The sequence below is a fragment of the Rhizobium sp. BR 250 genome (genome assembly GCF_047445855.1).
Taxonomy (GTDB): domain Bacteria; phylum Pseudomonadota; class Alphaproteobacteria; order Rhizobiales; family Rhizobiaceae; genus Agrobacterium; species Agrobacterium tumefaciens_I.
In genome coordinates this window covers 26,035-45,425 of sequence record NZ_JARWKW010000021.1, presented here as the reverse complement: position 1 = coordinate 45,425, position 19,391 = coordinate 26,035, and the positions used below count along the sequence as shown (strand labels likewise).

The following is a 19,391-nucleotide window of genomic DNA, read 5'->3' as shown; positions in this document are numbered from 1 at the left end:
GCGTTACCGGGTCGGCCACATCACGGTTGATCCCGGCCACCGCATCTCGTTCCAGAAACATTATCACCGCTCGGAACACTGGATCGTCGTCAAGGGAACTGCAACCGTGACGATGGGGGACGAGACCCGGCTGCTGACGGAAAACGAGTCGGTCTATATTCCGATCGGCCGGCCGCACCGGCTTGCCAATGAGGGGCAAATTCCGCTCGAACTCGTCGAAATCCAGACCGGCGCCTATATCGGCGAGGATGACGTCATCCGCATCGAGGATGATTACAGACGGCAATAATTTTGGCGAACCGACGTGATGAGGGCGAGGCGGATGATGATCCGGCTCGCCTTTTCCGTTTCAGGAGACAAGCGCGTTCACGCAATGGGCAAAGGCATGGGAGAATATCGCCGCTTCCAGGCCCCGCCGCCAGAACAGCCAGCCGAACAGCAGGCCGGGGATGAAGTTGGCGAGCAGGATCACAATGATCAGCAATGGCTGCGGCTGAGAGGTAATCGCAAACAGAAACGGCAGGTGGCCGGCGGCGAAGAGGGCAGCCGCCATGGTGATGGCGGCCCATAACAGGCTTGGCAGAAGCTTTCCCTTGCCCGCCATGCGCCAGAGTACCCATGCGAAAAGCGACATTAGGCCCCATCGGGTCAGGATCTCCTCCGTAATCCCGCCATAGAGAATCCGGGTCACCAGCGGAACGTTGAAAGCGGTCATTTTTGCCATGGTCGTCGCATCCGTCACCGACGGCAGGATCAGGGACGAATAGGCGCTCATCAGCAGACCTACGGCAAGGCCTGCCGCCAATGCGGGTGGCGCCTGCTTTCGCAATATCGGGCGCAGGTTGGCTCCCTGCAACCAGCCATCGACCAGCGGTGCAGCAAGCCCGGTTCCTGCGGCCAGAGCCTGACCGGTGGCCACCGCTGCGACAGTCAGGATCGCCGGTTGGATGAGGATCAGCAGGCGCATCGCGAATGAAAGCTGCTGCCCCGGGGCGAGCTGGTCAAATGACGCCAGCAACAGCGATGCGACACCCGCCAATCCGATGATCAAAAGAACGTGCCAACGTGCCATGGTCTCTTTCGCATGTTTTCTTCGTCGTGCGTTTCGTAAACGACTGGCATTGCAGGTGGGTTACGCGGCTCTATTCCCTGTGTCGACACCTGTTCCGCGCATCTTTCAGCCGTTTGAAAGGCCTCCCGAGAGCGGTGGTGAGATTCGTATTTTAGGCGGTTGCCTAATCAAAAATCTTCGCATAGGTTCCAACTGCAACGTTTCAGTGAGGGAGGAGACTCATGCGAATGCGTGTTATTTCTGCGGCTTTTCTGGCCAGTGTGATGATTCCGGCGGGTATTGCAGGCGCCACCGATCTTGAGGTGACCCATTGGTGGACATCGGGCGGCGAAGCCGCCGCCGTCGCCGAACTGGCCAAGGCCTTCGACGCCACCGGCAACAAATGGGTGGATGGCGCCATCGCCGGTTCCGGCGGCACGGCACGGCCGATCATGATCAGCCGCATCACCGGCGGCGACCCGATGGGCGCCACCCAGTTCAACCACGGCCGGCAGGCGGAAGAACTGGTGCAGGCGGGCCTGATGCGCGACCTGTCCGACGTTGCCGCCAAGGGCAATTGGAAAGAGGTCATCAAGCCGGCAAGCCTGCTCGACAGCTGCACCATCGACGGCAAGATTTATTGCGCGCCGGTGAATATCCATTCCTGGCAATGGCTCTGGCTTTCCAACGCCGCCTTCAAGAAGGCGGGCGTCGAGGTTCCGAAGAACTGGACGGAATTCGTCGCGGCCGCACCGGCGCTGAAAAAGGCCGGCATCCAGCCGCTTGCCCTCGGCGGTCAGGCTTGGCAGGCCAACGGCCTGTTCGACACGCTGACGCTTTCGATCGGCGGCAAGGATCTCTATCAGAAGGTTTATGGCGACAAGGATGCCGAAGCGGCGGCCGGTCCTGAGATGGCAAAGATTTTCGCTGCTGCCGTCGAAGCGCGCGACATGGCCAAGGGCACCAATGTTCAGGACTGGAACCAGGCCACCAACATGGTCATCACCGGCAAGGCCGGCGGCCAGATCATGGGTGACTGGGCGCAGGGTGAATTCCAGCTGGCCAACCAGAAGGCCGGCACGGATTATTCCTGCCTTCCCGGTCTTGGTCTCAGTGAATACCTCACCACCGGCGGCGATGCCTTCTATTTCCCGGTTCTGAAAGACGAGGCGAAAACCAAGGCGCAGGACGTGCTTGCCGCAACCATCGTTGATCCGAAAACCCAGGTGGCATTCAACCTGAAAAAGGGTTCCCTGCCGATCCGTGGCGACGTGGACCTCAATGCAGCCAATGACTGCATGAAGAAGGGTCTGGCAATTCTGGCCAAGGGCAATGCGCTGACCAGCACCGACCAGCTGATTTCCGCCGATACGCAGAAACAGAAGGAAGACCTGATGGCGGAATTCTTTGCCGGTTCCATGTCGGCGGAAGATGGGCAGAAGCGCTTCGCGGACATTATCGGTTCGGCTGACTGATTGTGATCTCCCGGGAGGGGAGCGGTTCACCGCTCCCCTCCCGAAGCGTCCGCGCCGTGTGATTATCGTCAATACGGGCAGGCGTTTCATGCGGTGAGGTTTCTACCTGACCGCTTACTGTAACGTTATAGGAGGAGGTAACATGGCAGGTCAAGCGCGCTCGGGGCGCCCCAACCAGCTCTTTCGCAATCTCAATTCCAAGATTGCCTCCATTCCAATGATTTTGACCGCCATGGTGATCTTCCTAGGCGGAACGATCTGGACGGTCGTTTATTCCTTCACCAATTCCAAGCTTCTGCCGCGGGCGAACTTTATCGGTTTCGATCAATATGAGCGGCTGTGGGCCGCGCCGCGCTGGATCGTTTCCATCCAGAATCTGGCGATTTACGGCATTCTGTCGCTGATCTTCAGCCTCGTCATCGGCTTCGTGCTGGCGGCGCTGATGGAGCAGAAGATCCGCTTCGAGAACACCTTCCGCACCATTTTTCTCTATCCTTTCGCACTGTCCTTCATCGTCACCGGCCTTGTCTGGCAATGGCTGCTGAACCCGGAATTCGGCATCCAGTCCGTGGTCCGCTCGATGGGCTGGGAAAGCTTCACCTTCGATCCGCTCTATAATTCTGAGATCGTCATCTATGGCATCCTGATTGCGGCACTCTGGCAGGGCACAGGGCTCGTCATGTGCCTGATGCTGGCGGGTCTTCGCGGCATCGATGAGGATATCTGGAAGGCGGCGCGCGTCGACGGCATTCCGATGTGGAAGACCTATATTCTCATCATCATTCCCATGATGCGACCGGTCTTCATCACCACGCTCGTCATCATCGCCAGCGGCATCGTCAAGGTTTACGATCTGGTGGTGGCGCAGACCAGCGGGGGGCCGGGTATCGCGTCTGAAGTGCCGGCGAAATATGTCTATGACTACATGTTCCAGGCACAGAATCTGGGGCAGGGCTTTGCCGCCTCGACCATGATGCTTCTCACCGTCGCGATCATCATCATTCCATGGGCCTACCTCGAATTCGGAGGCAAGAAGCGTGGCTAATATCAGCACATTGAACACGGTTGTCGCCGCCAATGATGCGGTTGCCAAGGAACTTTCCGGCCCGCGCGGCAGGAAGCCGAGGAAAACCTTTTCTCGCCGCAACATCATCCTTTACGGCACACTCTTTGTCGCCGCCGCCTATTACCTGCTGCCGCTTTACGTGATGGTCGTCACCTCGCTGAAGGGCATGCCGGAAATCCGCCTCGGCAATATCTTCGCGCCGCCTGTGGAAATCACCTTCGAACCCTGGGTGAAGGCCTGGGCCAATGCCTGCACGGGCTTGAACTGCGACGGGCTTTCGCGCGGCTTCTGGAACTCGGTGCGTATCCTCGTGCCCTCCGTCGTCATTTCCATCATCGTTGCTTCCGTCAGTGGCTACGCCATGGCCAACTGGAAGTTCAAGGGATCGGAACTGTTCTTCTCGATCCTCATCATCGGTGCCTTCATCCCCTACCAGGTGATGATCTATCCGATCGTCATCGTGCTGCGCGAACTGGGCATTTACGGCTCGCTGACCGGCCTCGTGATCGTGCACACCATCTTCGGCATGCCGATCCTGACGCTGCTGTTCCGCAACTATTTCGCCTCGCTGCCGGAGGAGTTGTTCAAGGCGGCGCGTATCGACGGCGCGAACTTCTGGCAGATCTATTTCCGCATCATGCTGCCCATGTCTTTGCCGATCTTCGTCGTGGCGATGATCTTGCAGGTCACCGGCATCTGGAACGACTTCCTGTTCGGCGTGGTGTTCACGCGGCCGGAATATTACCCGATGACGGTGCAGCTCAATAACATCGTCAACTCCGTGCAGGGCGTGAAGGAATACAACGTCAACATGGCCGCCACCCTTTTGACCGGGGCCGTGCCGCTGATCGTCTATTTCGTCTCCGGCAGGCTTTTCGTCCGCGGCATTGCTGCCGGCGCAGTAAAAGGTTGAGCTATATGAACAAAAGCGTTTCCATCCGCGATCTTTCCTTGTCCTTCGGTGCCGTCACCGTGCTGAAAGACCTCAATCTGGATATTTACGACGGCGAATTCCTCGTGTTGCTCGGCTCGTCCGGCTGCGGCAAGTCGACCCTTCTCAATTGTATCGCCGGCCTTCTGGAACCGACCGACGGACAGATATTCATCAAGGATCGCAACGTCACCTGGGAGGAGCCGAAGGATCGAGGCATCGGCATGGTGTTCCAATCCTATGCGCTTTACCCGCAGATGACGGTGGAAAAGAACCTGTCCTTCGGCCTTCAGGTTGCAAAGGTGCCGAAGGAGGAAATCGATCGGCGTGTGAAACGGGCGGCGGGCATTCTCCAGATCGAGCCGCTGCTGAAGCGCAAGCCGGCCGAGCTTTCCGGCGGTCAGCGCCAGCGCGTGGCGATCGGCCGGGCGCTGGTGCGGGATGTGGATGTGTTCCTGTTCGATGAACCGCTGTCCAACCTCGACGCCAAGCTGCGCTCGGAACTGCGTGTGGAAATCAAGCGGCTGCACCAGTCGCTGAAAAACACCATGATCTATGTGACGCATGACCAGATCGAGGCGCTGACGCTGGCCGACCGCATCGCCATCATGAAAAGCGGCGTCATCCAGCAGCTGGCCGACCCCGTCACCATCTATAACAAGCCGAGGAACCTCTTCGTTGCCGGCTTCATCGGTTCGCCATCGATGAATTTCCTGCGTGGTGAGCTGATCGAGAAGGACGGCAAAGTCGTCTTCACCACCAATGGCGTGACGTTTGCGCTCGATGGTTATCATTCGGACACGCCGCTTGCACCAGGCCGCGCTGTGGTTCTCGGCGTGCGCCCGGAACATGTGCGTGTGGACGCCGATATTGTCGGCGGCGAAGTGCATGAGGCGATTGTCGATATCGAGGAGCCGATGGGCGCCGATAATCTGATCTGGCTGAAACATGCCGGGCATACGCTCTCTGTGCGCGTTGGCGGCCACCGGCGGTTTTCGCCGGGTACCAAGGTTCGCCTCGGCCTCGACATGGCCATGGCTTCGCTGTTCGACGCGCAAAGCGAGGAACGGCTTTAGACGCACCAACTATTCCCCCACACACAATCCCAAGACCCAGCATCTCTATGGAGGAGACAATGACAGAACTCGGTTTCCAGCTTTACAGCGCCCGCAATTTCCAGCCTTTTTCCGATATTCTGAAGAAGCTTTCGACGGCTGGTTACAGGCAGGTTGAAGGTTATGGCGCCATGTACGCCTCTCTGGACGATGCCGGGCTGAAGGGCCTGCGCGCCGAACTCGACGCCAACGGCCTGACCATGCCGACCGGCCATTTCGGCCTCGACCTTCTTGAAGGTGACCCGAAAAGGGCGCTGAATATCGCAAAGGTTCTCGGCGTCGAAGCGATCTATTGCCCCTATCTGATGCCCGACCAGCGCCCGACCGACGCGGCCGGCTGGTTCGCCTTCGGCAAGCGCCTGCAGGAAGCCGGAAAACCCTTCGTGGATGCCGGGCTGACCTTCGGCTGGCACAACCACGATTTCGAATTCAAGGCGCTCGGCGACGGCTCCACCCCGCAGGAACAGATACTGGCCGGTGGGCCGGACCTGAAATGGGAAGCGGATATCGCCTGGATCATTCGCGGCAATGCCGATCCGCTTGCCTGGATCGAAAGCTACGGCAAGCGCATCACCGCCGTGCATGTGAAGGACATCGCGCCGGCCGGTGAAAATGCCGACGAAGATGGCTGGGCCGATGTCGGCCATGGTACAGTGGACTGGAAAGGCCTCGTCGCGGCGCTGAAGGCGAAATCCGCCACGAAACATTTCGTGGTCGAGCATGACAATCCGAAGGATATCGACCGGCTGATCACCCGCTCGATCGCTTCCTTCAAAACCTACTGAGTTTCAATTTCGGAGTTTCATCATGGCCAGAGATCTTGGCGTCGGCATCATCGGATGCGGCAATATCTCGTCTGCATATTTCTCGCTGGCACCGCTCTTCAAGGGCATCAAGGTGCTGGCCTGCGCCGATCTCAACCGCAACGCGGCGGAGTTGAGGGCAGAAGAATTCGGTGTTGTCGCGCAGTCCATCGACGAGCTGCTCGCCAACAAGGACATTGACGTGGTGGTGAACCTCACCATTCCCGCCGCGCATTTTCCGGTGTCGAAAGCAGCCCTTGAGGCGGGCAAGCACGTCTATTCTGAAAAGCCACTCGTGCTTTCGCTGGAAGAGGGTGAAGAACTGCGGCGTATCGCCCGGGAGAAGAACCTCTCCGTCGGCTGCGCGCCGGATACGTTCCTCGGCGGCGCGCATCAGCTTGCCCGTCAATATATCGATGACGGCAAGGTCGGGCGCATCACGTCGGGCACCTGCCATGTGATGAGCCCAGGCATGGAAATGTGGCACCCCAACCCGGGCTTCTTCTTCCTGAAGGGTGGCGGGCCGATCCTCGATCTCGGGCCCTATTACGTCGCCAACCTCATCAACCTCATCGGCCCGGTCAAACGTGTCGGGGCGCTGACCTCGATGGCGAACCCCACCCGCACGGTGACCAGCCAGCCGCTGAATGGCGAGATCATTCCCGTCGAAACACCGACCAACATCCACGCGCTGCTGGAATTCGTGAACGGCGCGACGATTACGCTTTCGGCCAGCTGGGACGTGTGGTCGCATCGCCACGCCAATATGGAGCTCTACGGTACGGAAGGCTCCATCTACGTGCCGGACCCGAATTTCTTCGGCGGTGTGGTGGAAGCGAGCGGTCGTGACAAAAATATCCAGCCGCTGGAAGACTGGGCGCATCCCTTCGGCATCGCCAATCAGGAAAGCCCGAACGGCCCGCGCGCCAACTACCGCACGGCCGGCCTTGCCGATATGGCGATTGCCATTCTGGAGGGCCGCGATGCCCGCTGCTCGCTGGACCGCTCGCTGCACGGCATCGATGTCATGACCTCGATCCTGAAGTCAGGCGAGGAAGGCCGCTTCATCGAGATGAGAACGACCTGCACCCAGCCGGCCGCACTCGGCATCGAGGAGGCGCAGGCGCTGCTGCGCTGAGCCTGTTTACAATAAAAGGCCCGACGCACTTCCAGTCCGCCGGGCCTTTCCGCTCAGCCGGCTACGGCGAGCGTCGCGGGTTCATGGAACCTTCAAATTCCAATAAAAAGGCCGAGCCAGCGCGCCACGGTTCTGATCATCCAGATCAGGAAAACGAACGGGGCTATGCCGACCGCCGCGACAAGCCCTGCCGTGGCGACGAAAAGCGCGGTGGTGAGATTGCGCCTGAACCGGTGGCGTTTTGTGTCGAGGGCCTTATCCATGGCGAAGGGCGGCAACCAGCCCGCGAATGGTGAGCGTGACGTAAAGCATGCCCGCCATCGCCATCAGCAGGCCGGCGCCAAGAGAGCTGAGGTTGCTCAGCGAAAACAGAAATGTATCAGCCGCCACCATTGGCAAGACCCTTCAAGAACAGCAAATTCGGCATTGTTCTAGATCGTGCCGGTTTCCCGCTTATGTCCCGTTTGTTTCGTCTTGTTGCTGTCGCGGGGCATTTTCGTGATGGCGCGGCTTGGCTGCATATGCGCAAGGCCCTTCACAATCCCTTCGCTTTGGTTTAAAGCCGCGCCGTATCCGGTCGCAGCCCACCCGGTCAAAACAAGGGATCCCAAATTATGAAAACCATCGTCATCTGCTCCGGCGGATTGGACTCCGTTTCGCTTGCGCATAAAATCGCGGCGGAACACGAACTTCTCGCTCTCGTCTCTTTCGATTATGGCCAGCGCCACAAGAAGGAGCTGGATTTCGCCGCCGATTGCGCCAAACGGCTCGGCGTGCCGCATCATATCATCGATATCCGCCCCATCGGCGCACATCTCACCGGCTCGGCACTGACCGACGATGTGGAGGTGCCGGACGGGCATTATGCGGAAGAGACCATGCGTTCCACCGTGGTGCCGAACCGCAACGCCATCATGCTCACCATCGCCTTTGGCCTTGCCGCAGCACAGCAGGCGGATGCGGTGGCTATTGCCGTGCATGGCGGCGACCATTTCATCTATCCGGATTGCCGGCCGGGCTTCATCGACAGCTTCAACGCCATGCAGGCGCATGCGCTGGAAGGTTATGCCAACGTCAAGCTTTTCGCGCCCTATGTGACCGTCTCCAAAGCCGCGATCGTCACTGATGGGGCAAAATATGGAACGCCGTTTGGGAAAACATGGTCCTGTTACAAGGGCGGCTTGCGCCACTGCGGCCGCTGCGGAACCTGCGTGGAACGGCGCGAGGCCTTCCATCTGGCGGGCGTTGCCGACCCAACGGACTATGAAGACCCGGATTTCTGGGTTGCCGCCACCCATGCCTATGCGGCGCAGGAGGTGCGCTGATGTTCCGCATCACCAAGGAGTTCCACTTCTCCGCCTCGCATCAGTTGAAAAGCCTGCCGTCGGATCACCAGTGCAACCGCCTGCACGGGCATAATTACATTGTCGAGATAGAGCTCGCGGGCGAAGCACTGAACGAGCACGGTTTCGTGCGCGATTATCACGAGCTTGCGCCGCTGAAGCGTTATATCGACGATCATTTCGATCATCGCCATCTGAACGATGTCCTCGGCCATGACCGGGTGACGGCAGAATATCTGGCGAAGCATTTCTATGACTGGTGCAAGGATCGCCTGCCGGAAACCAGCGCCGTGCGGGTGAGTGAAACTGCAAAGACCTGGGCGGAATACCGGCCATGACGGCGGCTGCAGGGATGATTGCAGCCAAGGAAACCACGATCCGCATCAGTGAAATCTTCGGCCCGACCATTCAGGGCGAAGGTCTGCTGATCGGTCTGCCGACTGTTTTCGTGCGAACCGGCGGCTGTGACTACCGTTGTTCCTGGTGTGATACGTTGCATGCGGTCGACAGCGATTATCGCGATACGTGGTTGCCAATGACGGTAGACGCGATCTGGCAGGAGGTGCGGCGGCTTTCCGGCGGCGTGCCGCTGACCGTCTCACTGTCAGGCGGCAATCCGGCCATCCAGCCGCTCGGGACTTTGATCGCGAAGGGGCAGGGCGAGGGGTATCGTTTCGCGCTGGAAACGCAGGGCAGTATCGCCAAAGACTGGTTTGCCGATCTTGACCATCTGGTTCTGAGCCCCAAGCCGCCATCAAGCGGCATGGAAACGGACTGGCGTGCTTTCGAGGACTGTCTTGCCGCTGCTGGTGAGGGGCCGCAGGTGGCGCTGAAGATCGTGGTGTTCGATGATGCGGATTATGCCTATGCCAAGGCGGCTTCGGCGCGTTTCCCGCATCTGCCTGTCTATCTTCAGCCCGGCAACCACACTCCGCCGCCGCCCGATGACGACGATGCGCGAGTGGATATCGACGGGGTGATGGACCGGATGTTGTGGCTGGTGGACAAGGTCAGCGAAGACCGCTGGTTTTCGGCCCGCGTGCTGCCGCAGCTGCATGTGCTTCTGTGGGGGAACAAGCGCGGGGTGTGAGCTGCAGGTATTTGGCAAAAACATTTCGACGTCATCCTCGCTCTTGAAGCGAGGATCCACACGCCGTTGAAGGATATGGATCCTCGGGTCAAGCCCGAGGATGACGTCGATTGGGAAGGGGGGACGTGGAGGAACATCACCCCTCCCTAGCGGCGGCTTCCGCCGCCGCTCTCCTGAACTCAAGCCGAAATGGCCAGCTCGCGCCGTTCCCGATCCGCGATGATCGAGAGATCAAGCACCTTCTGCAGATTGGCGGCGTGACGGAAGTCCGGGTCGGCGATACCGCCTTCCATGACCGCCTTGGCGAACTTTTCGTAGTTCGTCGGCACCGGATCGACATCGATCGTCTTCCAGATCGCCTTCTCCACATCTTCGCCGATGCAGGCACGCAGGCTGGAATAGTCAGGCGTGTGGATCACTTCCAGCGCGCCCTTGTCGCCATGGATGCGCAGGCGAAGCTCGTTCAGGTGCCCCGTCGCCCAGCGGCTGGCATGGATGACGCCCATGGCGCCGTTTTCAAGCTCGGCGGTCATGGTGAAGCTGTCATTGGCGTCGAGGTCGTAGACGCCAATCTTGTTGCCTTCGTATTTGTCGAAGGTCTTCAGCCGCGTGAAGATGCGTTCCACGTCGCTGCCCGCACCATAGGAGGCGAAGTCGAGAATGTGGATGCCGACATCACCCAGCACGCCGTTGGAGCCGTGCTTGGTGGAAAGCCGCCATAGCCACTTGCTCTCCGTCATCCAGTCGCCCCAGGCCTTGGAAACGAGCCAGCTCTGGAGATAGGAGGCTTCCAGATGGCGAACCTTGCCGATCTTGCCGGCCAGCACCATCTCACGCGCCGCCTGCAAGGGGGCGACGTTGCGATAGGTGAGGTTGACCATGGCAACGAGGCCGGCCTTTTCGGCGGCATCGGCCATTTCGGCGGCCTTGGCGTAGTTTTCCGCCAGCGGCTTTTCGCAGAAGACATGTTTGCCGGCTGCGAGCAGCTTCAAGCTCGTGGGATGGTGGATGGCGTCCGGCGTGACATTCGCCGCCGCATCGAATTCACCCCAGGCGATCGCATCGTCCAGCGAGGTGAAGGAGAGCGGGATATTGTGGCGCAGCGCAAAGCCCCGCACCACCACATCGTCCACATCCACCGCCGCGACCAGTTCGACGCCGGGGATTTCAGAGAAATATGTGGCATGGTTGTTGGCCATGCCGCCGGTTCCGAGAATGAGAAGTCTCATGCCAGTATCTCCAAGCCCTTACCTGTAACCTGCTTCGCCTGCCTTGTGCAGCTTGGGGCCGCGTTCTTCGATCGGCTCCAGCGCCTTGTCGACGGGAACATTGGGGGCGTCGTGAATGCTCTTGAGTGCGCCAACCGGATTATAGGCCCATTTTACCGAGTTGCTGATGACCTTCTGGACATTGGCGTCGTGATAGGTGGGGTACGTCTCGTGGCCGGGGCGGAAATAGAAGATATTGCCCGCGCCGCGACGCCAGGTGAGGCCGGAACGGAAGACCTCGCCGCCCTGGAACCAGGAGATGAACACGGTTTCCAGCGGCTCCGGCACGGAAAACTGCTCGCCATACATTTCCTCGTTTTCCAGCTCGAAATGCTCAGGCAGGCCGGCGGCAATCGGGTGGCGTGGATTGATGGTCCAAAGGCGCTCGCGTTCGCCCGCCTCGCGCCATTTCAGCGCGCAGGGCGTACCCATCAGCCGCTTGAACGGCTTTGAGAAATGGCCGGAGTGCAGCACGATGAGGCCCATGCCTTCCCAGACGCGTTTGGCAACACGCTCGACGATTTCATCCTGCACCGCACCATGGTCCTTGTGGCCCCACCAGACCAGAACGTCTGTCTTGTCGAGGCGCTCCTGCGAAAGGCCGTGCTCCGGCTCCTGCAGCGTGGCGGTGGTGGCATTGATCTCAGGGTTCTGGTTCAGCGCGTCGGCAATGGTGTTGTGCATGCCGTTCGGATAGATCGAACGCACCGTCTCATTGATGTGTTCGTGGATATTTTCGCCCCATACAACGGTGTTGATGGTCATTGTCATGCTCCTCGGTGAAAGCCGGGACCTTGGGTGATCCCGGCGAAAGTTGAATGTTCAGGCCGCACCCCGGGCGGGGTTGCGGGAAAGCGCCCGGCCTTCGGCATCGAAACGGTGGATCTGCGCCGCATCCGGCACAATGGCGATACGTTCGCCGGCCGTGCGGCCGGTGACGCCTTCCTCGCGAACGACGACGGGTTCACCGGCGCCGATCTCGACATAGATGTAGCTGTCCGATCCGAGCATTTCCGAATGCACGATCTCGCCGCTCCAGCCGCTGCCATCGGTGGCGATGGTGATGTGTTCGGGGCGGATGCCGATCGTCTTGGCGCCTTCCGTCTCGGCATATTTGCCTGACAGGAAGTTCATTTTCGGCGAGCCGATAAAGCCGGCGACGAAGGTGTTGACCGGGCTTTCGTAAAGCTCCAGCGGCGTGCCGATCTGCTCGACACGGCCGTCGCGCAATACGCAGATGCGGTCGGCGAGCGTCATTGCCTCCACCTGGTCGTGGGTGACGTAGATCATCGTCGTGTCATGCATCGAGCGGTGCAGCTTGGCGATTTCGAGACGCGTGGCGACGCGCAGCGCCGCATCGAGGTTGGAAAGCGGCTCGTCAAACAGGAAGACCTTCGGATCGCGCACGATGGCGCGGCCGATGGCGACACGCTGGCGCTGGCCGCCGGAAAGCTGCTTCGGCAGGCGCTCCAGATAGGGCGTGAGCTGCAGCATCTCGGCCGCCGCCTCCACGCGCTTGCGACGCTGTTCCTTGTCCGCGCCTGAGAGTTTCATGCCGAAGGCCATGTTTTCGAACACGGTCATATGCGGATAAAGCGCATAGGACTGGAAGACCATGGCGACGCCGCGCTTGGCGGGCGGTAGGCGGTTCACCGTGTCGCTGTCAAAGGAGAGCGTGCCTCCGGAGATTTCCTCCAGCCCGCAGATGAGGCGCAGCAGAGTGGACTTGCCGCAGCCGGAAGGACCGACGAAGACCATGAACTCGCCGGAGCGAATGTCCATGTCGATGCCCTTGATGACATCGAAGGCGCCGAAGGATTTGCGAAGATTGCGCAGTTGAATGGTGGTCATGAGATTTCTCCTAGCCTTTGACGCCGCCGGCGGTGAGGCCGGAGATGATGCGTCGCTGGAAGATCAGAACGAGGACGACGAGCGGTGCGGTGACGATGACGGACGCGGCCATGATCGTTCCCCACGGGATTTCGAACTGCGAGCCGCCCGACAGGAGCGCGATGGCGACAGGCACCGTGCGCTGCTCGTTCGATGAGGTGAAGGTGAGCGCGAAGAGGAACTCGTTCCATGCCGCGATGAAGGCGAGAAGCCCTGTCGTCACGAGTGCCGGCCACATCAGCGGCATGAACACCTGGGTGATGATGACCCATGGCGTCGCGCCATCGACGATCGCCGCTTCCTCGATCTCGATTGGCAGGTCGCGCATGAAGGTTGTCAGCACCCAGACCGTGAAGGGCAGGGTGAAGATCATGTAGGAAAAGATCAGCGCGAGCGGTGTGTTGAAGATACCCGCCCAACGGATCAGTTCGAACAGGCCGGCGAGCACGGCGATCTGCGGGAACATCGAAACCGACAGGATGGTGAGCAGCAGCAGGGCGCGGCCACGGAAGCGGACGCGGGCGAGAGCATAGGACGCCGTTACCGCGAGGAACAGCGACAGCACGACGACGGAAGATGCAACAAACAGCGAATTGCCGAGATTGCGCAGGAAAGTGCCGTTACCGATGACGAAGCTGTAATTGGCCAACGAGAAGTCACGCGGCCAATAATTGACCTGGAAAAGCGCCGAGCCGGACTTCAGGCTCGTCAGGATCGCATAATAGAACGGGAATACCGAGATCACCATGATGATGGCGACCAGCGCATAAAAAGCGGTGGTTTTCAGGATGCTTGGCAGGGTCATCGCGCGGCTCCATCGGTGTTGACGCGCCCGAGCCACATGTAGATGACCGTAATCGAGGCGATGATGAGGAACAGCATGGTGGAGGCGGCGGCACCATAGGAGAACTTGTCGAAATCGAACAGGTTCTCGCGTGCCAGCACCGACATGGTGCGGGTCTGGGCATTATTCGGCGTCAGGATATAGATGAGGTCGAAGACGCGCATCGCATCCAGCATGCGGAAGATGACGGCGACCATGAGGGCCGGGCGGATCATCGGCAGGGTGACGCGGAAGAACACCTTGACCGGATGGATGCCATCCACTTTTGCCGCCTCATACATATCCTTCGGCACCATCTGCAGGCCGGCGAGGATGAGCAGCGCCATGAAAGGCGTGGTCTTCCAGATATCGACGATCAGCACGGCGACCATGGCCGTTTCAGGATTGGCGGTCCAGGCGATCTTGTTGGAGATCAGGCCGAGATTGAGGAACAGGTCGTTCAATATGCCGAACTGGTCGTTCAGCATCCATGCCCACATCTGCGCCGAAACGATGGTGGGAATGGCCCACGGCACGAGGATTGCGGCGCGCACGAGGCCGCGCCCCTTGAACTCGGCATTCAGCACCAGCGCGACGATAAGGCCGAGCACGGTTTCGAGGCTGACGGAGAGAATTGTGAATTTCAGCGTGTTGAGAACGGCGCCCCACCAGGCGGGATCGGCGAGCAGGCCACGATAGATGGTGCGGCCGCTGCTGAGCGTGATCCAGGTGAGGTAGTTCTTGAGGCCGACGAATTGCGCACCATCGAGATTGGTGAGCGAAGCGTCGGTGAGGCTGAACCAGACGGTGCGCACCAGCGGCCAGCCCGCCACCAGCGCCAGCACCAAAAATGTGGGAGCAAGGAACAGCCAGGCGGATTTCAGGCGTTCCGACTGCAGATCGGAGCCGGTGCCGGATGCCGCGACCGGTCTTTGAAGGGCGATGTCGTTCATGGGGATATCTCGCGGTTGGGGCACGGGAAACGGCCAGGCGAGGCCGCCTCCCGCGCGGGCCGGGGTTACCAGCCGTTGCCTTTGAGATCGGTCAGTTCAACCTCGAGAAGTTCGAGATTTTCAGCCGCCGTGCCGTTGCCGGAGAGCGTGTTGTGCACCGCGCCCCAGAACTTGGCCGAAACCTCGTTATATTTCACCTTGGCGGAGGCGGATGGACGCGGAACGGCGGTCTGGAAGATCGGCTTCCATGTCGGCATGAAAGGCTGGGCCGCCGCGACATCCTTGTCATCGTAAAGCGAAGCGATCGTCGGCATGTTGGAGAGCTGGATCGCGCGCAGCTTCTGGGTGTCTTTCGAAGCCAGGAACTTCACCAGCTGGATGGCCGCTTCCTTGTCGTCGGAATATTTCGAGACGGCGAGGTTCCAGCCGCCGAGCGTCGAGGCAGGGGCTTCGCCTTCCGTACCTGCCGGCAGCGGCGTGACGCCGAACTTGCCCTTGATTGCGCTGTCGGCGCCGTTACCCAGTGCATAGGCATAGGGCCAGTTGCGCATGAAGACGGAATTGCCCGTCTGCCAGACGCCGCGGGCTTCTTCTTCCTTGTAGGCCAGCACGCCCTGCGGTGCGATGGTGCCGACCCAGCCCTTGGCGGTTTCGATGGCGGCTGCGGCCTTTTCGTTGTTGACGGAGATATCGCCATTGCTTTCGACGATATGGCCACCGCCGGCGGACGCGATCCATTCCAGCGCGTTGCAGGTCAGGCCCTCATAGGCGCTGCCCTGGAAGACGAAGCCCCAGAGGTCCTTTTGGCCCGCTTCGCGCTCTTTGTCCTGAATTTCCTTGGCGGTCTCGCTCAGTTCCTTCCAGGTCTTCGGCGGCTGCTTGCCGTATTTGTCCAGAAGGTCCTTGCGATAAAACAGCGCCGGCGCGTCGGTGAACATCGGCATGGCAACGAGCTTGCCGTCAACCGTCTGCGAAGCGACGATGGAGGGGAAATGATCGCCAATGACATCCTTCGTCGCTTCGGTCAGGTCCACGAACTGGTCGGAGAGCTGCGGCGCCCAGATCACGTCTGTCTGGTAGACATCGACATCCTTGTTGCCGGCGGCAAGCCACAGCCGGTACTGGCTGAACTGTTCGCTTGAAGAAGACGGCATGGTGACGAGATTGACCTTGTGGCCGGTCTCTTTTTCAAAAGCGGCGATCCGTTCGCGGAAGAACGCGACGTTTTTACCGGTCGAATTGGCGGCGATGGAAAGCTCGGCCGCCTCTGCCGAAATGGCGGCGGAAAACGCGACTCCGCACAGGAACAAAGTCTTCATGGAAATATTCATTGTCAAACTCCTCCGTTGACGCTTTCGATTGTCCTCAAAATTGAAAGCGCTTTTGACTGGCGTGAGGCTCTCAAAAGCCGAGCAATCTGTCAATACTCTTTCTAATCCCCCGGAAATTGGCTGTTTTCGTCTGCAATTTTTCGGCCTTTGCCATTCGCAATGATCAACTGTAAGGTTTCAGGTGGGAGAAAATTGAAATCGTTTTCAATTTTTGTCGGCTTGAAAAATCCGCGGCGGCAACGCATGCAGGGGCAAATTGGCAAAAAACATGAAGCTCAAGGAATTCGCAGAAAAGGTCGGGCTGTCGCCCACCACCGTCAGCCGGGCGCTTGGCGGCTACCCCGAGGTGCGTGAAGAGACGCGCCAGCGGGTGATGGAGGCTGCGCTGAAATACGGCTACCGGCCGAATGCCAACGCTGTCCGGCTGGCAACGGGCAGGGCCGGCGCCATCGGCGTCGTCATGGGTCGTTCGGGTGGTGGGCATTTCTTTTCGGAGTTCATGGGTGGCATGGCGACCCGCCTGGAACGGGAAGAGACCGACATCCTCGTCAGCGTCACCGTCGATAATAATCTCGATGAGGAACTGGCGATTTTCAGTCGGCTGGCGGCCAGCGGCCGGGTGGATGGTATCATCGTGCATTCGCCGCGCCCGGAGGATGAGCGCATCGCGCTGCTCAACCGGCTGGGTGTGCCCTTCATCGTGCATGGCCGCTCAAAGACACCCTTTGAACATGCCTGGCTCGATATCGACAACCACGATGTGACCTATCGCCCGACGACCCATTTTCTGGAGCGCGGCCATCGGCGCATCGCCCTCATCAATGGCCCGGTGGGCCGCACCTTCGTACAGGATCGCGAGCAGGGTTTCCGCGATGCGCTGGCAACCCACGGTATAGTGCCCGATCCGCGTTTCATGATGAACGAGCACTTCAGTGAGGAGACGGCCTTCCGCTTCGCCCGCTCGCTTCTGGAGCAGACGCCGCGCCCCACGGCCTTTGTGGCGGGTGCGATGATGACGGCGCAGGGTGTCTATCGCGCCGCCACCCAGATGGGGCTGGTGATCGGCAAGGATGTCTCCGTCATCGCCCATGACGACGTGTTTCCTTACCTCACGCCGGAAAGCATGATGCCGCCGCTTTCCACCACCCGCTCGTCCATGCGCATGGCGGGCATGCGGGTGACGGACCTTATTTTGCAGATCATCGGCGGCCGCCCAGTCCGTGAGGTCCAGGAATTGTGGCCGGTGGAACTGATCTTGCGGGAATCGGTCGGCCCGGCCTGAGCTTCTCGCCATAGCTCACTGATTCCACTCCATTTTGTGAACGTCAGTTGATAACGTTCGCCTTTCGTCATCTATACGTTAATCCCTTCTCATGTATAATCGGAACAGTCACGGGTATATGGAACAGGCCCCGTGCCGGCGCGTTGGAGGGATGCGTCGAAGGAGGATGACGGATGTTTGAATTTTTAAAGCCGCAACAGCAGACTGTGATCGACGATGTCGAGGCCACCGGCACCTATGCCGATGCGCTTCTCAACGTTCCGAGCCCGGAACTTAACCGTTCGACCGCCCGCGAGCATGGTCATGAAGCCCATTCCCGCGATTATTGCGAAAACCGCGATATTTCCCGCAGCGCGCTCGGCTTCGCCTGAGCTGTCGCAAAAACCTTCCTAAAATACGGAACGGACCTGCCGTCCCCGCGTTTTCCTGTACGACCCGCAGGGCGGCGCAATCGGACCGAAGGGACTTGGCCGGCATTGACCGGTGGGCGAATTGGGTGTTGCGCCGCCTGAATGGCGACGGCGCGAACGTGTTGTCCCGATAGATCAAAACGTAGCCGGTGTCCGCTTCGGGCGAGGCGCGTTCATATCAGGAGGCCGCGATGTCAATAGTTCCCGTCGAACCCCATCCCGAACCGCCGATGCCAGTGCCGCCGCAGCCGGAGATTCCGCCGGTCGAGGAACCGGAGCCCGACTGGTTGCCCGATGAGGTGCCGACGCCCAATCCCGACGAAAACGACGAGCCGCCGAAGGTGCTTTAAGAACCCCGCGTCTGTGGCGTCTCGAATTTCTTGCTGACAAAAGTCGAGCCTTCCAGTCCGAAACGCCAGGGATAGTCCATTGCACGGCTGATACCGATGCGCCTGCCGCTGGTAATGGCGGAGGCTTCTTTCGGCAGCCGCAGGAAAAACGGCGACGCATTCAGCGGCGCACCGTCCATATCCCCGGTAATTGCCAGCGCCTGACAGAGCTTGCCCGGGCCCGAGCAGAGAAGTTTCAGCTTGTCAGTTCCCCGTCGCAGTTTCATCATGTCTATACCGGTCAGCGGCTCGATGGCGCGCAGAAGCACGGCGGAGCCGGGAGCGCAGACGAAGTTGGCGCACCAGTGGATGCCATAGGACCGGTAGACGTAGAGATGGCCGGCCGGGCCGAACATCGCCCTGTTGCGCGGGGTCTGCCCGTTGAAACTGTGGGATGCCGGGTCGTCCGGATGATAGGCTTCCGTTTCCACGATGATGCCGCCGGTATTGCCGATGCGGAATTCCGCGCCGATGAGGGCGCGGGCCACGTCCACCGCATCACGCAGGAAGAAACTCTCCTGCATTTCCAGACCAAAGGCCTCATCCATCCGGAACCCCTTCCGCTCTGCCGTCGTTGTGAATTCAGGTTCTAACCGTTTTCCAGCATCGGATTCGTACCGGTGCTTTCCAAGCCGGAGGGCATGTCATGCAACTTTCGACGACCTATGTAAAACGCAATAACGGGGTTATCTCCGTCGAGTTCGTCGGCAGCGACGGTGATCAGGTCTCGGTTCGCCTCGCCGACGGTCTGGAAGGGATCGACGATGCGGAGGCGATCAGGCGGGCGAGTGCGGTGATGGGGCAGTTGACCGCCTTCGGAACGCGCCACGGCGTGGATGCGCCCGCGCAATTTTCTGCCCTCGGCACACAGGATGAGACCCCGCACGGGATTGCCAGCGCCCGCACATCGAAGGACCGCGACATTCTGGAGGAGGAACTGGAAGAGGGGCTGGAAGACAGCTTTCCGGCGAGCGACCCCGTCTCGGCGACGGTTACGTCGATCGCCTCCCGAAAGGGAGGGCTGTGATAGTGA

The 19,391-nt window shown here is 60.0% G+C and carries 24 protein-coding genes; 14 read left to right on the top strand and 10 right to left on the bottom strand.

Features of this window, described 5'->3' with window-relative positions; genetic code table 11:
* On the top strand, nt 1-289 hold a 289-nt coding region (locus QD336_RS23465; protein ID WP_499172351.1), incomplete at its 5' end, for a cupin domain-containing protein.
* A 60-nt stretch (nt 290-349) separates the two neighbouring features.
* On the opposite strand, the gene QD336_RS23460 is transcribed toward QD336_RS23465, so the two are convergent.
* Nucleotides 350-1,072, bottom strand: coding sequence for a CPBP family intramembrane glutamic endopeptidase (locus QD336_RS23460; protein WP_499172350.1), 723 nt, complete (start codon nt 1,070-1,072; stop codon nt 350-352).
* Between the two features lie 221 nt (nt 1,073-1,293).
* On the opposite strand from QD336_RS23460, the gene QD336_RS23455 reads away from it, so the two are divergent.
* The 6 genes from QD336_RS23455 to QD336_RS23430 all read left to right on the top strand — a co-directional run bounded on the left by QD336_RS23455 (nt 1,294) and on the right by QD336_RS23430 (nt 7,579).
* On the top strand, nt 1,294-2,526 hold the full coding sequence (locus tag QD336_RS23455; RefSeq protein WP_269342814.1) for an ABC transporter substrate-binding protein: 1,233 nt from the start codon (nt 1,294-1,296) through the stop codon (nt 2,524-2,526).
* 142 nt (nt 2,527-2,668) lie between these two features.
* Nucleotides 2,669-3,571, top strand: coding sequence for a carbohydrate ABC transporter permease (locus tag QD336_RS23450; RefSeq protein ID WP_499172348.1), 903 nt, complete (start codon nt 2,669-2,671; stop codon nt 3,569-3,571).
* The gene (locus tag QD336_RS23445) at nt 3,564-4,505 is read left to right on the top strand and encodes a carbohydrate ABC transporter permease (RefSeq protein WP_499172347.1); all 942 of its coding nucleotides are present in this window, start codon (nt 3,564-3,566) and stop codon (nt 4,503-4,505) included. Before QD336_RS23450 ends, QD336_RS23445 begins: the two co-directional genes overlap by 8 nt.
* Before the next feature lie 5 nt (nt 4,506-4,510).
* A complete protein-coding gene (locus QD336_RS23440; RefSeq protein WP_269342817.1) occupies nt 4,511-5,599 on the top strand; it encodes an ABC transporter ATP-binding protein in 1,089 nt (362 codons plus the stop codon).
* Between the two features lie 59 nt (nt 5,600-5,658).
* On the top strand, nt 5,659-6,423 hold the full coding sequence (locus QD336_RS23435) for a sugar phosphate isomerase/epimerase family protein (protein WP_499172346.1): 765 nt from the start codon (nt 5,659-5,661) through the stop codon (nt 6,421-6,423).
* Between the two features lie 22 nt (nt 6,424-6,445).
* Complete coding sequence (locus tag QD336_RS23430) at nt 6,446-7,579, top strand: Gfo/Idh/MocA family protein (RefSeq protein ID WP_499172344.1); 1,134 nt, start codon at nt 6,446-6,448, stop codon at nt 7,577-7,579.
* A gap of 92 nt (nt 7,580-7,671) precedes the next feature.
* On the opposite strand, the gene QD336_RS23425 is transcribed toward QD336_RS23430, so the two are convergent.
* Both QD336_RS23425 and QD336_RS23420 read right to left on the bottom strand, forming a co-directional pair.
* On the bottom strand, nt 7,672-7,842 hold the full coding sequence (locus QD336_RS23425) for a hypothetical protein (protein WP_499172343.1): 171 nt from the start codon (nt 7,840-7,842) through the stop codon (nt 7,672-7,674).
* The gene (locus QD336_RS23420) at nt 7,835-7,972 is read right to left on the bottom strand and encodes a hypothetical protein (RefSeq protein WP_269342821.1); all 138 of its coding nucleotides are present in this window, start codon (nt 7,970-7,972) and stop codon (nt 7,835-7,837) included. The genes QD336_RS23425 and QD336_RS23420 overlap by 8 nt, the downstream gene beginning before the upstream one ends.
* Nucleotides 7,973-8,193: 221 nt before the next feature.
* Here QD336_RS23420 and queC point away from each other — a divergent pair, with 221 nt between their 5' ends.
* Genes queC through queE form a run of 3 tightly spaced genes read left to right on the top strand, consistent with a single transcriptional unit; the run spans nt 8,194 to nt 10,012 of the window.
* Entirely contained in the window at nt 8,194-8,904 is a 711-nt protein-coding gene (queC, locus tag QD336_RS23415) for a 7-cyano-7-deazaguanine synthase QueC (protein WP_499172342.1), read from the top strand.
* Entirely contained in the window at nt 8,904-9,260 is a 357-nt protein-coding gene (queD, locus tag QD336_RS23410) for a 6-carboxytetrahydropterin synthase QueD (protein ID WP_003523781.1), read from the top strand. The genes queC and queD overlap by 1 nt, the downstream gene beginning before the upstream one ends.
* Complete coding sequence (queE, locus tag QD336_RS23405; protein WP_499172341.1) at nt 9,257-10,012, top strand: 7-carboxy-7-deazaguanine synthase QueE; 756 nt, start codon at nt 9,257-9,259, stop codon at nt 10,010-10,012. Before queD ends, queE begins: the two co-directional genes overlap by 4 nt.
* A gap of 179 nt (nt 10,013-10,191) precedes the next feature.
* Here queE and QD336_RS23400 read toward each other — a convergent pair whose 3' ends face one another.
* The 6 genes from QD336_RS23400 to QD336_RS23375 all read right to left on the bottom strand — a co-directional run bounded on the left by QD336_RS23400 (nt 10,192) and on the right by QD336_RS23375 (nt 16,277).
* Nucleotides 10,192-11,241: a Gfo/Idh/MocA family protein gene (locus QD336_RS23400; protein ID WP_499172339.1), complete on the bottom strand. Its 1,050-nt coding sequence runs from the start codon at nt 11,239-11,241 to the stop codon at nt 10,192-10,194.
* Nucleotides 11,242-11,259: 18 nt separating this feature from the next.
* Nucleotides 11,260-12,045 (bottom strand): ThuA domain-containing protein, encoded by a 786-nt coding sequence (locus QD336_RS23395; RefSeq protein WP_046801358.1) that lies wholly within the window; start codon nt 12,043-12,045, stop codon nt 11,260-11,262.
* A 57-nt stretch (nt 12,046-12,102) separates the two neighbouring features.
* A complete protein-coding gene (locus QD336_RS23390; RefSeq protein WP_499172338.1) occupies nt 12,103-13,131 on the bottom strand; it encodes an ABC transporter ATP-binding protein in 1,029 nt (342 codons plus the stop codon).
* Nucleotides 13,132-13,141: 10 nt separating this feature from the next.
* Nucleotides 13,142-13,975: a carbohydrate ABC transporter permease gene (locus QD336_RS23385; RefSeq protein WP_499172337.1), complete on the bottom strand. Its 834-nt coding sequence runs from the start codon at nt 13,973-13,975 to the stop codon at nt 13,142-13,144.
* Complete coding sequence (locus QD336_RS23380) at nt 13,972-14,946, bottom strand: carbohydrate ABC transporter permease (protein WP_269342831.1); 975 nt, start codon at nt 14,944-14,946, stop codon at nt 13,972-13,974. Before QD336_RS23380 ends, QD336_RS23385 begins: the two co-directional genes overlap by 4 nt.
* Before the next feature lie 65 nt (nt 14,947-15,011).
* Nucleotides 15,012-16,277: an ABC transporter substrate-binding protein gene (locus tag QD336_RS23375; RefSeq protein ID WP_499172336.1), complete on the bottom strand. Its 1,266-nt coding sequence runs from the start codon at nt 16,275-16,277 to the stop codon at nt 15,012-15,014.
* A 268-nt stretch (nt 16,278-16,545) separates the two neighbouring features.
* Between QD336_RS23375 and QD336_RS23370 the strand changes: the two genes are divergently transcribed.
* From QD336_RS23370 to QD336_RS23360, 3 genes are all read left to right on the top strand, one after another.
* Complete coding sequence (locus tag QD336_RS23370) at nt 16,546-17,559, top strand: substrate-binding domain-containing protein (protein ID WP_269342834.1); 1,014 nt, start codon at nt 16,546-16,548, stop codon at nt 17,557-17,559.
* 173 nt (nt 17,560-17,732) lie between these two features.
* A complete protein-coding gene (locus QD336_RS23365) occupies nt 17,733-17,930 on the top strand; it encodes a hypothetical protein (RefSeq protein WP_003523793.1) in 198 nt (65 codons plus the stop codon).
* Nucleotides 17,931-18,160: 230 nt separating this feature from the next.
* On the top strand, nt 18,161-18,319 hold the full coding sequence (locus tag QD336_RS23360) for a hypothetical protein (protein ID WP_269342836.1): 159 nt from the start codon (nt 18,161-18,163) through the stop codon (nt 18,317-18,319).
* Here QD336_RS23360 and QD336_RS23355 read toward each other — a convergent pair.
* Entirely contained in the window at nt 18,316-18,906 is a 591-nt protein-coding gene (locus tag QD336_RS23355) for a DNA-3-methyladenine glycosylase (RefSeq protein WP_499172333.1), read from the bottom strand. The genes QD336_RS23360 and QD336_RS23355 overlap by 4 nt on opposite strands.
* Before the next feature lie 98 nt (nt 18,907-19,004).
* Between QD336_RS23355 and QD336_RS23350 the strand changes: the two genes are divergently transcribed.
* A complete protein-coding gene (locus QD336_RS23350) occupies nt 19,005-19,385 on the top strand; it encodes a hypothetical protein (protein WP_499172332.1) in 381 nt (126 codons plus the stop codon).
* The last annotated feature ends 6 nt before the right edge of the window (nt 19,386-19,391 follow it).

Coding starts and splice junctions, on each gene's coding strand:
- QD336_RS23370 (WP_269342834.1), top strand. CDS start 16,546: ATGAAGCTCAAGGAATTCGCAGAAAAGGTCGGGCTGTCGCCCACCACC.
- QD336_RS23360 (WP_269342836.1), top strand. CDS start 18,161: ATGTCAATAGTTCCCGTCGAACCCCATCCCGAACCGCCGATGCCAGTG.
- QD336_RS23380 (WP_269342831.1), bottom strand. CDS start 14,946: ATGAACGACATCGCCCTTCAAAGACCGGTCGCGGCATCCGGCACCGGC.
- QD336_RS23400 (WP_499172339.1), bottom strand. CDS start 11,241: ATGAGACTTCTCATTCTCGGAACCGGCGGCATGGCCAACAACCATGCC.
- QD336_RS23455 (WP_269342814.1), top strand. CDS start 1,294: ATGCGAATGCGTGTTATTTCTGCGGCTTTTCTGGCCAGTGTGATGATT.
- QD336_RS23385 (WP_499172337.1), bottom strand. CDS start 13,975: ATGACCCTGCCAAGCATCCTGAAAACCACCGCTTTTTATGCGCTGGTC.
- queC (WP_499172342.1), top strand. CDS start 8,194: ATGAAAACCATCGTCATCTGCTCCGGCGGATTGGACTCCGTTTCGCTT.
- QD336_RS23365 (WP_003523793.1), top strand. CDS start 17,733: ATGTTTGAATTTTTAAAGCCGCAACAGCAGACTGTGATCGACGATGTC.
- queE (WP_499172341.1), top strand. CDS start 9,257: ATGACGGCGGCTGCAGGGATGATTGCAGCCAAGGAAACCACGATCCGC.
- QD336_RS23395 (WP_046801358.1), bottom strand. CDS start 12,045: ATGACCATCAACACCGTTGTATGGGGCGAAAATATCCACGAACACATC.
- QD336_RS23375 (WP_499172336.1), bottom strand. CDS start 16,277: ATGAATATTTCCATGAAGACTTTGTTCCTGTGCGGAGTCGCGTTTTCC.
- QD336_RS23460 (WP_499172350.1), bottom strand. CDS start 1,072: ATGGCACGTTGGCACGTTCTTTTGATCATCGGATTGGCGGGTGTCGCA.
- QD336_RS23435 (WP_499172346.1), top strand. CDS start 5,659: ATGACAGAACTCGGTTTCCAGCTTTACAGCGCCCGCAATTTCCAGCCT.
- QD336_RS23440 (WP_269342817.1), top strand. CDS start 4,511: ATGAACAAAAGCGTTTCCATCCGCGATCTTTCCTTGTCCTTCGGTGCC.
- QD336_RS23430 (WP_499172344.1), top strand. CDS start 6,446: ATGGCCAGAGATCTTGGCGTCGGCATCATCGGATGCGGCAATATCTCG.
- QD336_RS23355 (WP_499172333.1), bottom strand. CDS start 18,906: ATGGATGAGGCCTTTGGTCTGGAAATGCAGGAGAGTTTCTTCCTGCGT.
- QD336_RS23350 (WP_499172332.1), top strand. CDS start 19,005: ATGCAACTTTCGACGACCTATGTAAAACGCAATAACGGGGTTATCTCC.
- QD336_RS23420 (WP_269342821.1), bottom strand. CDS start 7,972: ATGGTGGCGGCTGATACATTTCTGTTTTCGCTGAGCAACCTCAGCTCT.
- QD336_RS23425 (WP_499172343.1), bottom strand. CDS start 7,842: ATGGATAAGGCCCTCGACACAAAACGCCACCGGTTCAGGCGCAATCTC.
- QD336_RS23390 (WP_499172338.1), bottom strand. CDS start 13,131: ATGACCACCATTCAACTGCGCAATCTTCGCAAATCCTTCGGCGCCTTC.
- queD (WP_003523781.1), top strand. CDS start 8,904: ATGTTCCGCATCACCAAGGAGTTCCACTTCTCCGCCTCGCATCAGTTG.
- QD336_RS23450 (WP_499172348.1), top strand. CDS start 2,669: ATGGCAGGTCAAGCGCGCTCGGGGCGCCCCAACCAGCTCTTTCGCAAT.